The organism is Variovorax sp. RO1 (assembly GCF_002849325.1).
In the GTDB taxonomy this organism is placed as follows: Bacteria; Pseudomonadota; Gammaproteobacteria; order Burkholderiales; family Burkholderiaceae_C; genus Variovorax.
On record NZ_PKMT01000008.1, the window covers coordinates 198,288 to 209,388 of the forward strand.

Consider the following 11,101-nt stretch of genomic DNA (forward strand, 5'->3'; position numbering starts at 1 on the left):
GCGGGAGCAACTTTCAGCGGACGACCATCAGGGTGAATGGCCACACATAGGCCTGCAGCGTCACGTACAGGCCGACCAGCGAGGCCAGCGCGATCGAGTGGAAGAACACGTAGCGCAGGATGTCGCCTTCGTGATTGAACCACCGCGTGGCGGTGGAGGCCACCACGATCGACTGGGCGTCGATCATCTTACCCATCACGCCGCCCGAGCTGTTGGCCGCGCCCATGAGGTTGGGCGCCAGGCCGAGCTGGTCGGCCGCGACCTTCTGCATGCCGCCGAACAGCACGTTCGACGCGGTGTCGGAGCCCGTCATGGCCACGCCGATCCAGCCCATGAGCGTGCCGAAGAAGGGATAGAACACGCCGGTGTTGGCAAACGCCAGGCCCAGCGTGGTGTCGGTGCCCGAGTAGCGCGTGAGCGTGCCCAGTGCGAGCATCAGCACGATGGTCATGAGCGAGTAGCGCACCATCCAGAGCGTGCGGACAAAGGTGCGCACGATCTCGACGGGGTTGTACTTCATGAACAGCGCGCTCACGATCGCCGACAGCAGGATGCCGGTGCCCGTGGCCGACAGCAGGTTCAGCACGTACACCGCGCCTTCCTTCGTGGGCGCCGTGACCACTGGCGGCATCTTCTCGATCAGGTTGTGCAGCCCGCCCATCGGGAACGAGGGCGCGAAGACGCCGTTGAGTGCGGTCTTCACCGACGGCAGGCCCCAGATGAAGACGAACACCGAAAGAATCACCCACGGCATCCACGCGCGCACCAGCGCCTCGCGGCTGTGCACGACGATGGCGGCCGGCGGCTTGGCCTCGTGCGCGCTCACGTCCTTGCCGCGCAACGAGGGCGAGCGCCACACGTTCTTGGGCTGCCACACGCGCAGGAACAGCACCAGGCTGGCCATCGACACGATGGCCGCAATGATGTCGACCAGCTCGGGGCCGATGAAGTTCGACACCAGGTACTGCGGCACCGCAAAGGACACACCCGTGACCAGAATCGCAGGCCAGACTTCCATCATCGCCTTGCGTCCGGCGAAGGCCCAGACCAGCCAGAACGGCACCAGCAGCGAGAAGAACGGCAACTGGCGGCCGATCATCGCGGTGACTTCCATCAGGTCGTAGCCGTGCACCTTGGCCAGCGTGATCACCGGCGTGCCGAGCGCGCCGAACGCGACCGGCGCGGTGTTGGCGATCAGCGAGAGGCCCGAGGCGGCCAGCGGCGAGAAGCCCAGGCCGATCAGGATGCCGGCCGTGACCGCCACCGGCGTGCCGAAGCCCGCCGCGCCCTCGAAGAACGCGCCGAAGCAGAAGGCGATCAGCAAGAGCTGGATGCGGCGGTCTTCGGTGATGCCCGAGAGCGAGTCCTGCAGCACCTTGAAGCTGCCGTTCTGTTCGGCCAGCTGCTGCAGGAAGATGATGTTCAGCACGATCCAGCCGATCGGCAGCAGGCCCGTGAAGCCGCCGAAGAGCGCGGCGCGCCCGGCCATCTCGGCCGGCATGCCGTAGGCGAACACGGCGACCACCAGCGCGGCCAGCAGGCCGAGGCCGGCCGCGATGTGGGCCTTGATGTGAAAGAAGCCAAGGCACGCAAGCATCACCACCACCGGGATCGCGGCGAGCGCGGTGGAAATGATCATGTTGCCGAACGGGTCGTAGATCTGCTGCCAGGTCATGCGTTGTCTCCGGGGAGTCTGTTGTTGTGACTCGCACTCTAGGGAGAAGCACGCCGGCCGAATTGAAGGTTTTTTGCCCGGACCTTGATAAAAATTTGTCGCGCGGGCTTGTCGGTCAATGCAGCGTCTGCACGATCCAGTCGACGAAAGCCGCGCACTCCCAGCGCTCCAGCGTGCCCGGCTGCCAGCAGATGTAGTGGCGGTGCGGCGAGGGCACGGGCCGGTCCGACAGCGCCACCAGCCGGCCCGATTCGAACCAGGCAGCGCCCAGTTTCTGGCGCACCAGCGCCACGCCGAAACCGCTCGCGGCCGCGTCGTACACGAGCCCCAGGTCGTTGAACTGCGAGCCCAGGTGCGGCTCGGGCTGGTCGATGCCGCAGCTTGCGAACCAGGTGCTCCAGGGCTCGAGCGGGCTGCGGATCAGCCGCGCGCTGGCGATCTCGGCCGCGGTGCGAAAACCGTCGAAGGGCCCGAACTCGTTGAGGTAGCTCGGGCTGCAGGCGGGCACCACGTCCTCGCCGATCAGCAAGCGGTGCTCGCAGTCGGCATACGCGCCGATGCCGTAGCGCACCTGCAGGTCGGTCTGCTCGGCCGTGACGTCGAGCAGCGGAATCGACACGTGCAGCGCCAGCTCGATGTCGGGGTAGATGTTGCGAAAGAGCTCCAGCCGCGGCATCAAAAACTGGCGGCTGAAGGTCGGCGTGACCGCCACGCTCAGGCGCGGTGCGCGCAGCGCTGCGTCACGGCTGCCGGGCGTGGCCTGTTGCAGCGCGGCCAGGCCGACGCGCACGTTCGCCAGATAGGCGGCGCCGTCGGCCGTGAGGCTGAAGTCGCCGCGACCGAAGAGCTTGAAGCCCACGTGCGCCTCGAGCTGGCGGATGCGGTGACTCACGGCGCTGGCCGTCACGCACAGCTCGTCGGCCGCGCGGCCCGCATGCCGCAGCCGCGCGACGGCCTCGAAGGTCAGCAGGCATTGGATCGGGGGGATGTGGAGCAAGGCCATCCGCGAGGCGCCGGAAGGCTCAGTCTTCGAAGAAGCTGACCGGCAGGCCCGGCGTGTCGACGCGCATCGAGAGCACCGTGCCCGAGGCCGGGCGCTGCACCAGCTCGTCGGCCGGGCGGCCCTTGCGTCCGCTGGTGACGAACAGCGTGCGCAAATCGTCGCCGCCGAAGCAGGGCATGGTCGGGCATTGCACGGGCACCGCGATGGCCGCCACGCGCTCGCCCGAGGGCGCAAAGCGCAGCAGCTGCGCGCCTTCGAACATCGCGACCCAGTAGTGGCCGGCGGCGTCGATGGTGGCGCCGTCGGGGCGACCGTCGTAGTGCGAAGGCGCGCCGGGTACCCAGCCCGCGGGCTTGACGTCGAACTGCTGGAACACGCGCGCATGCGAGAGCGTGTTGGCCTCGGCGTCCCAGTCCCAGGCGCGCACCGCGTGCGCGGCGGTGTCGGCCCAGTAGAGCGTGCGGTTGTCGGGCGAGAACGCCAGGCCGTTGGCGGTGGTGACATGTTCCAGCATCGACGTGATGTTGGGCGAGACGTCCCCTGGCCGCGCGTCGAAGCAGTAGAGCGCGGCATTGGCGCGGTCTTTCGCCTCGTTGAGCGAGCCAGCCCAGAAGCGGCCGAGCGCGTCGCACTTGCCGTCGTTGAAGCGCATGGTGCGCACGTCGTGCTCCACGCGCGCCATCGCGACCAGTTCGCCGCCCCATTCGCGGGCGCGGTAGATGCCGTCGCGCAGCGCGATCACGAGGCCGCCGCTGCGTGCCGGCGCCATGCAGCCGGGTTCGGTGGGCAGCGCCCATCGCTCGACGGTGGCGGTGGGCGAACCGATGTCGCCGCGCGTGCGCAGCACGGCGCGGCCCGGGATGTCGAGCCAGTAGAGCGCGCGTTCGTGCGGGTGCCAGAACGGCGATTCACCCAGTTCGCAGAGGCTGTCTTCGATGGAGGTCCACATGGTGGGGCGATTGTGCCCCCGGCCACGCGGGCAGCGGGCAAAAAAAAGCCCGCTGACGCCGAAGCGCTCGCGGGCTGAACATCCAAAGGAGACTCGCCTGAAAAACTCGGGATCTGTTGTTCTTCTTTGTATCGAAAAAGGGTGGTGGTGGTCTTTGAAGCGCGGGGGCCGGCGCCGTGCCGGACCGCCCGCTGTCTGTGTGTGCGAATCAGCGGTTGTAAGCCGTTTCGCCGTGCGAGGAGATGTCGAGGCCTTCGCGCTCTTCTTCTTCCGACACACGCAGGCCGAGGGTCAGGTCGGCGATCTTGAAGGCGATGAACGCCACCACGCCGGACCACACGATCGTGAACAGCACGCTCTTGACCTGGATCCAGACCTGGCCGCCCATCGTGAAGGTGTCGGGGGTCAGGCCGCCGGTGCCGCCCAGGCCCTTGGCTGCGAACACACCGGTCAGGATGGCACCCAGGATGCCGCCCACACCGTGCACGCCGAACACGTCGAACGCGTCGTCGGCACCGAGCATGCGCTTGAGGCCGCCCACACCCCACAGGCAGACCAGGCCGGCCAGCAGGCCCAGCACGATCGAACCCATCGGGCCGACGAAACCAGCGGCGGGCGTGACAGCCACGAGGCCGGCCACGGCACCGGACGCAGCGCCCAGCATCGAGGCCTTGCCCTTGTGCAGGCTCTCACCCAGGATCCACGACAGGGCCGCGGCAGCGGTGGCGAGCACCGTGTTGATGAAGGCCAGACCCGCAGCGGCGTTGGCAGCACCTGCCGAACCCGCGTTGAAGCCGAACCAGCCAACCCACAGCAGCGAGGCGCCGACCATGGTGAGCGTGAGCGAGTGCGGCGTGAACGCTTCCTTGCCGTAGCCGACGCGCTTGCCGATCATGTAGGCACCGACCAGGCCGGCGATACCGGCGTTGATGTGCACCACGGTGCCGCCCGCGAAGTCGAGCGCGCCGTCCTTGCCCAGCAGGCCGCCGCCCCACACGATGTGGGCCATCGGCACGTAGCTGAAGGTGAACCAGATCACCGAGAACAGCAGCACGGCCGAGAACTTGGCACGCTCTGCAAAGGCGCCGACGATCAGCGCCACGGTGATGGCCGCGAAGGTGCCCTGGAAGGCGACGAACACGTATTCAGGAATCGTGGTCAGCGCGCCGAAGGTCTCCTGCGTGATGCCCTTCATGAAGATCTTGTCGAAGCTTCCGAAGAAATTGCCGTCGCCCGTGAACGCCAGGCTGTAGCCGTAGATGGCCCACAGGATGCTGATGAGCGAGAAGATCACGAAGACCTGCATCAGCACCGACAGCATGTTCTTGGAGCGGCCCAGGCCGCCGTAGAACAGCGCCAGGCCGGGGATGGTCATCAGGATCACGAGCAGCGTCGAGGTGAGCATCCAGGCGGTGTCGCCGGAGTCGACCTTCGGAGCAGGTGCCGCAGCCGGAGCGGCGGGTGCGGCCTTGGCGGCTGCGGGTGCTGCAGCCGCTGCGGGCGCGGGCGCTGCAGCAGCGGGTGCGGCAGGTGCCGATGCAGCCGCTGCTTCAGGAGCGGCAGCGGGTGCCTGGGCCAGCGCCGAAGTGCCGGCGACGAAGACGCTCAAACCGAGCGCAAGAGAGACGAGAAGTTTTTTCATAGTCGTTGTTCTTTCGGGCCAGGACTCGATCAGAGGGCTTCGCGGCCCGTTTCGCCGGTGCGGATGCGCACGACCTGCTCGAGGTTGTAGACAAAGATCTTGCCGTCGCCGATCTTCCCGGTGCGCGCGGCCCCCTCGACCGCCTCGATCACGCGGTCGACCAGCTCGTCGGAGATGGCCGCCTCGATCTTCACCTTGGGCAGGAAGTCGACCACGTACTCGGCACCGCGGTACAGCTCGGTGTGGCCCTTCTGGCGACCGAAGCCCTTCACTTCCGTGACGGTGATGCCCTGCACGCCGATGGCCGAGAGTGCTTCACGCACCTCGTCGAGCTTGAACGGTTTGATGATGGCTGTGACCAGCTTCATGATGAGTTGCTCCTTCTGGATGGATGAAAGGCGGCGCGGCAACGTGGGCCGCGCCTGGTTGTTGTGTCGATTACAGCGTCTTCGTCAGCGTGAGGATGAAGCGCGCCTTGTTGGGCGAGTAGTAGGTGGTGCCGAAGGTACCGAAGTCGGGGATGTCGATGCCCGGGTAGGCCACGACCTGGTAGTTGGACTTCTTGTTGGCGCCCTGCACCGAGCCCGTGAGCGTCAGGCCGCTGCCGAAGTCGTAGGTCGCGCCGACGTTGTAGTCGACGTAGCTCTTGTAGCCCAGGCTGCGGATGTCGCTGGACATGTTGGTGAAGCCGACGGCGGCCTTGAGCGTGACCTTGGGCACGATCTCCTTGCTGTAGGCCAGGTTCAGGTAGCCGGTGTTGCGGCCCTTCAGGCCCGAGCCCGTCTTGGCGCCGGCGTAGCCGAAGTAGTCCTTGGACACCGTGTGCGAGTACTTGGCCGTGAACGAACCGATGCTTTCGTTGGCGTAGGTGGCACCCACGTAGAGCTCGGTGGTGTTGCCCACCGAGTTGCCCGGGTAGATGTAGGTGAGCGCACCGACGTCCATGTCGACCGGGCCGGCCTTGAACTTGTAGCCGCCGTACAGGTCGCTCTCGATGCTGTTGCCCTTGAGCCAGTTGACGCTGGAGTTCCAGTTGCCGACGTAGAAGCCGCTGTCGCCGAAGGCGTAGTCGAAGCCGCCCTGGATGGCGGGCTTGAAGCCCTTGGTCTTGGCGTAGTCGTTCTTGCCGATCATGTCCTGGTCCTGGCCGCGGAACTTGTAGTTCGTGGTCAGCGAGACATTGCCCGTGAGCAGGGGCGCGGGCGCTGGTGCGGCGGCGTCGGCGGCCTGGGCCATGGCGGCGCCGGAGGCGGTCAGGGCGGTGGCCAGAACGATCAACGCCTGGGCGGCGGTACGGTGCGTCATCAGGGAACTCCTCGCAAGTGTGTTGTTGGACCTGAGCACCCTCAAAGCAGGGAGCGTGCCAAAGTGCACAGATACCGCCCCGGCCAGAGGGCGGCCATGCCCGGCGGTGAGCGCCAAATCGTTACAAGCCCTGTTTCCGGCAGTTGCACACGCTTGCACGCTGCACGGTCTTGGGCTTGCATGTCGCAAGCGCACCAACTTGGGGAGAGGAAGAAAAATGAGTCTGTCTTTGGTGCAAAGCCGCGCCTTGCTCGGCCTGGAAGCCGCCGCCGTCACGGTCGAGGTGCATCTGGCGAACGGCCTGCCAAGCTTCACTTTGGTCGGGCTGGCCGAGACCGAGGTGAAGGAAGCGCGCGAACGCGTGCGCTCGGCGATCCAGAACGCCGGGCTCGAATTTCCGACGAACAAGAAGATCGTGGTGAATCTCGCCCCCGCCGATCTGCCGAAGGACTCGGGCCGCTTCGACCTGCCCATCGCCCTGGGCATCCTCGCGGCCAGCGGGCAGATCGAGAACCACCGGCTGGCCGGCCACGAGTTCGCCGGCGAGCTGTCGCTGTCGGGCGAATTGCGTCCCGTGCGCGGCGCGCTCGCGATGGCCGTGGCCACCTACACGCAGGGCACCGCCGTGCGGCTCGTACTGCCCATGGACAGCGCCCACGAGGCCGCGCTGATGCCGGGCGCCGAGGTGTACGGCGCCCGGCACCTGCTCGACGTGGTGCGGCAGTTCGTTGTCGGCGGCGGCGGGCCCGTCGATGCGACCGACGACGGCTGGGCCCGCGTGCGCGCCGTGCCCGGCGACGGCGCGCCGCGCTATGCCGACCTGGCCGACGTCAAGGGCCACACGGGCGCCAAGCGCGCGCTCGAAATCGCCGCAGCCGGCGGCCACAGCCTCTTGATGGTGGGCGAGCCGGGCTCGGGCAAGTCGATGCTCGCGCACCGTTTCGCCGGCCTGCTGCCGCCGATGAACGTGGACGAGGCGCTGGAAAGCGCGGCCATCGCCAGCCTCGACGGCCGGCTGTCGCCCGAGCGCTGGATGAGCCGCCCGACGGCCACGCCGCACCACACGGCGAGCGCGGTGGCGTTGGTGGGCGGTGGTTCGCCGCCGCGGCCCGGCGAGATCTCGCGCGCGCACCACGGCGTTCTGTTCCTGGACGAATTCCCCGAGTTCACGCGCGCCGCGCTCGAAGCACTGCGCGAGCCGCTGGAGACCGGCACCATCACGATCACCCGCGCCGCCCGGCGCGCCGAGTTTCCGGCGCGCTTCCAGCTCATCGCCGCGATGAACCCCTGCCCATGCGGCTACCTCGGCTCCACGCTGAGGCCCTGCCGCTGCACGCCCGAGCGCGTCGCGCGCTACCAGAGCAAGCTCAGCGGCCCGCTGCTGGACCGCATCGACCTGCACATCGAAGTGGCGGCCGTGTCGGCGCCGCAGCTGCTCGATGCGCCGGCGGGCGAATCGACCGACAGCATCCGTGCGCGCGTGGTGAGCGCGCGCGAACGCGCGCTGCAACGCCAGGGCCATGCAAACCAGGCGCTGCAAGGCCGCGCGATCGACACGCACGCCGTGCTCGACAAAGCTGCGCGCCAGCTGCTGCAGCAGGCGGCCGCGCGGCTGGGCTGGTCGGCGCGCAGCACGCACCGTGCGCTGAAGGTGGCGCGCACCATCGCCGACCTCGCGGCGCAGGACACGGTGCAGGTCGCGCACGTGGCGGAGGCGGTGCAGTACCGGCGCGCATTGCGCACCGGCGCGCCCTGACCTGCGGCCCCTTTACTTGAACTCGTGGCTCACGACCGGCGCGGACTTGCTGTCCTGCACCGTCACGCGCTGGCGGTAGGCCGTGAGGTCGCCGTTGCGCACCTCGATCGTGTAGATGCCCGGGCGCAGCGACAGCGACTTGAGCGGCGGGCTCACGCCACGGTCTGCGCCGTCGACAAAGACCTGGCCCCAGGGCCGGATGTTGAACTGCACGCGGCCCATGCCGGGTGCCGCAGCCGGTGATGGCGGTGCGGCCGGCGGTGCGCCCGCGACCACGGTCGGCACGGGGTTGCTGCCCGCCACGGGTGGCGGCGGTGACTGCCGGTTGAGCTGGGCGATGGCGTTGCGCGCCTCCCGCGCATGCAGGCCGCGGCGGTGATGCCGCAGGTAGGCCTCGTAGCCTTCGCGGGTGTTCTCGGCCTGGGCCAGGTTCCAGTCTTCCACCTCGGCGACCACGGCGGGGTCAGGGGGTGGCGGCGCTTCGGGTGGTGCCGGCTGCGCGGGTTGCGCGGGCTGTGCCTCGGGCTCGGCCGGCGGAGCAGCCGGTGGCGCGGGCGCGGCAGCGACGGGCACGTTGTCGAGCGGGCTCAGCGGCGCGCTGGCCGATGCGGCGGGCGCGGACGCAGGCGGTGCCCCGGAGGCGGTCCCTGCCGGCGGCATCGCCGCCGGCGGCGCGCCCGGGTCGGACATCGGCGTGCCGGCCGGTGGTGCCGACGCCACCATCGGATCGGAAGGCGCCTTGGCCGTGAGCCGCCAGCCGATCCAGCCACCGACCGCGAACAGCGCGAGCACCAGCCCGCCCACGAGGAACCACGGCGGGCGCTTGGATGGCTTCTTCGGACGTGCGACCGGCGACGGCGGCGGGGGTGTCGGGGCGCGCGCGGGCGCCGCTTCCACAGGCACGGGTTGCACCTCGGGCGCGGGCGGTGGCGCTTCCACTTCCGGCTCCGGCTGTTCCTCTGGCACAGGCGCCGCGACGGGCACGACAGCAGCAGCAGCAGCAGTCGCCAGCACCGACCGGTCCACCACATAGAGATCGCCCAGCTTCACCAGCCCCAGCTCGGCCGCGAAGGCCGCCACCGTCTGCGTGCGGTCCTTGCTGTGCACGGCCAGCGTGTGGTCCACCGCGGCGCAGAAGGCCGGGCTCAGGTCGTCGCGGTCCATCGACGACAGCGGCACGTAGGCGTCCTGCACGCTGCGCACCACGGCCGAGGGCGGCGGGTGGCCGGTCACGGCGCGGTACAGCACGGCACCGAGCGCATAGAGGTCGGTCCATGCGCCCTGCAGCAGCGTGTTGTCGTCGGCGTACTGCTCGATCGGCGAGTAGCCCGACTTCACCATCACCGCGACCTCGTCGACGAGGTCGGCGATCGACTTGCGCGCGGCGCCGAAGTCCAGCAGCACCGGGCGGTCGTCCTGCTGCTGGATGAAGATGTTGTCGGGCGCGATGTCGCGGTGGAAGCACTGGCTGTGGTGCAGCGTGTCGAGCGCGCCCAGCAGCGGCCCCAGCATGCCCAGCAGCCAGGGCTCGGTGAGCGTGCCCGGCTCGCTCTCCGCCAGCTTGCGCAGCGTGCGGCCCTTGTAGAGCTGGATCGCCATGTAGGCGGTGGAGTTCGCCTCCCAGAAACGATGCACGCGCACCAGCGCCGGATGGCTGAACTGCGCCAGCGTGCGCGCCTCGTTGATGAAACTGCGCAGGCCCGCCGCGAAGGTGGCTGTGAGCCGTTCGGAGCGCACGTGCACGCTGTTGTCGCCCACGCGGCGCGCGAGCATCGAGGGCATGTATTCCTTCACCGCCACTTCGCGCTGCAGCGAGTGGTCGTAGGCGCGGTAGACGATGCCGAAGCCGCCTTCGCCGATGACCTCGAGCAGCTCGAACTCGTCGAGCCGGTGGCCCGTGCCGAGGGGATGGGGGCGCTCCTCCGGCGGGTCGGGCGTCACGCTAGGGCTGGCGGGCGTCGTCATGGGGTGTCTCTTTTTCCTGCGGGTGGATCGGGCGCGTCATGCCCATGGCACGTGGCCTTGCGAAAACAACTGGGAGAACAGCGGCGTGTTGAGCCCGCCGCCGTGCGCCGCGGTGCGCAGCGGCGAGCCATCGGCCTGGTTGGTCCACCAGTAGCTGGTGCCGCCGAAGGGGTCGAAGCACAGCGGCAGTTCGGGCCAGCCCAGGCGCTGCTGCGCGCTCGCGCCGTGCGCACCGTACGCGCCGTTGGCAGCAGGGCCGGCGGCCGCGCCGAGGATCGAGAGGATGTCGTCCGAGCCGCCGCTGGCCGTGCGAAAGCCCGTGCGGCCCGCGGCCAGCACCTGGCTGTCGAAGAGGTCGGGCGCCACGCCGTGGCGAATGGCCTGCAGCAGCGCGCTGCCGCACTGCCAGTACCACGCGGCCGAGCCTTCGAGCACGGCGGGGTGGTAGCGGCTGGCGTCCACCTGCAGCGTCACGCAGGCCGGGTAGTAGCGGCCCACGCGGTCGCAGCTGGGCGCGATGCAGCCGAACTGCACCGCGTTCACGCCGTGCGTCGCGGGGATGGCGAAGTTCCAGACCGGCGCCACCGCGTAGTGCCGCGTCATCGCGTCGGGCCAGCGCTTGAAGCTGCCCAGGCCGTTCTGCATCCAGCGGTCCCACCAGGCCTGCAGCTCGCGCGGCATGCGGCGGTAAAGAAAATCGCCGGCCGACGGCAGCTTGCCGTACCAGCCGATCTGCTCGTCGACGGGCGACCAGGCCTGCGGAGGGAGGGGGCTGTTCATGCAAGGCCCCTGCTGATGTGGTTCAT

At 69.0% G+C, this 11,101-nt stretch carries 9 protein-coding genes; 1 reads left to right on the forward strand and 8 read right to left on the reverse strand.

Annotation, left to right across the window (positions count from 1 at the left end):
- Positions 1-13 precede the first annotated feature (13 nt).
- From CY658_RS29225 to CY658_RS29250, 6 genes are all read right to left on the reverse strand, one after another.
- Entirely contained in the window at positions 14-1,675 is a 1,662-nt protein-coding gene (locus CY658_RS29225; RefSeq protein WP_101493499.1) for an L-lactate permease, read from the reverse strand.
- Positions 1,676-1,790: 115 nt separating this feature from the next.
- Positions 1,791-2,678 (reverse strand): LysR substrate-binding domain-containing protein, encoded by an 888-nt coding sequence (locus tag CY658_RS29230; RefSeq protein ID WP_101493500.1) that lies wholly within the window; start codon positions 2,676-2,678, stop codon positions 1,791-1,793.
- A gap of 19 nt (positions 2,679-2,697) precedes the next feature.
- A complete protein-coding gene (locus CY658_RS29235; RefSeq protein ID WP_101493501.1) occupies positions 2,698-3,627 on the reverse strand; it encodes an SMP-30/gluconolactonase/LRE family protein in 930 nt (309 codons plus the stop codon).
- A gap of 208 nt (positions 3,628-3,835) precedes the next feature.
- Entirely contained in the window at positions 3,836-5,269 is a 1,434-nt protein-coding gene (locus CY658_RS29240) for an ammonium transporter (RefSeq protein ID WP_101493502.1), read from the reverse strand.
- Between the two features lie 29 nt (positions 5,270-5,298).
- Positions 5,299-5,637 (reverse strand): P-II family nitrogen regulator, encoded by a 339-nt coding sequence (glnK, locus tag CY658_RS29245; RefSeq protein WP_056583732.1) that lies wholly within the window; start codon positions 5,635-5,637, stop codon positions 5,299-5,301.
- A gap of 70 nt (positions 5,638-5,707) precedes the next feature.
- Entirely contained in the window at positions 5,708-6,574 is an 867-nt protein-coding gene (locus tag CY658_RS29250) for a TorF family putative porin (protein WP_101493503.1), read from the reverse strand.
- A gap of 217 nt (positions 6,575-6,791) precedes the next feature.
- On the opposite strand from CY658_RS29250, the gene CY658_RS29255 reads away from it, so the two are divergent.
- On the forward strand, positions 6,792-8,330 hold the full coding sequence (locus CY658_RS29255) for a YifB family Mg chelatase-like AAA ATPase (RefSeq protein ID WP_101493504.1): 1,539 nt from the start codon (positions 6,792-6,794) through the stop codon (positions 8,328-8,330).
- Positions 8,331-8,342: 12 nt separating this feature from the next.
- Here the strand turns inward: CY658_RS29255 and CY658_RS29260 are convergent, their stop codons facing one another.
- On the reverse strand, positions 8,343-10,295 hold the full coding sequence (locus CY658_RS29260) for a serine/threonine-protein kinase (RefSeq protein ID WP_101493505.1): 1,953 nt from the start codon (positions 10,293-10,295) through the stop codon (positions 8,343-8,345).
- A 36-nt stretch (positions 10,296-10,331) separates the two neighbouring features.
- On the reverse strand, positions 10,332-11,075 hold the full coding sequence (gene tagF / locus CY658_RS29265) for a type VI secretion system-associated protein TagF (protein ID WP_101493506.1): 744 nt from the start codon (positions 11,073-11,075) through the stop codon (positions 10,332-10,334).
- Positions 11,076-11,101 lie beyond the last annotated feature (26 nt).

Coding starts and splice junctions, on each gene's coding strand:
- CY658_RS29255 (WP_101493504.1), top strand. CDS start 6,792: ATGAGTCTGTCTTTGGTGCAAAGCCGCGCCTTGCTCGGCCTGGAAGCC.
- CY658_RS29250 (WP_101493503.1), bottom strand. CDS start 6,574: ATGACGCACCGTACCGCCGCCCAGGCGTTGATCGTTCTGGCCACCGCC.
- CY658_RS29225 (WP_101493499.1), bottom strand. CDS start 1,675: ATGACCTGGCAGCAGATCTACGACCCGTTCGGCAACATGATCATTTCC.
- tagF (WP_101493506.1), bottom strand. CDS start 11,075: ATGAACAGCCCCCTCCCTCCGCAGGCCTGGTCGCCCGTCGACGAGCAG.
- CY658_RS29235 (WP_101493501.1), bottom strand. CDS start 3,627: ATGTGGACCTCCATCGAAGACAGCCTCTGCGAACTGGGTGAATCGCCG.
- CY658_RS29240 (WP_101493502.1), bottom strand. CDS start 5,269: ATGAAAAAACTTCTCGTCTCTCTTGCGCTCGGTTTGAGCGTCTTCGTC.
- CY658_RS29230 (WP_101493500.1), bottom strand. CDS start 2,678: ATGGCCTTGCTCCACATCCCCCCGATCCAATGCCTGCTGACCTTCGAG.
- CY658_RS29260 (WP_101493505.1), bottom strand. CDS start 10,295: ATGACGACGCCCGCCAGCCCTAGCGTGACGCCCGACCCGCCGGAGGAG.
- glnK (WP_056583732.1), bottom strand. CDS start 5,637: ATGAAGCTGGTCACAGCCATCATCAAACCGTTCAAGCTCGACGAGGTG.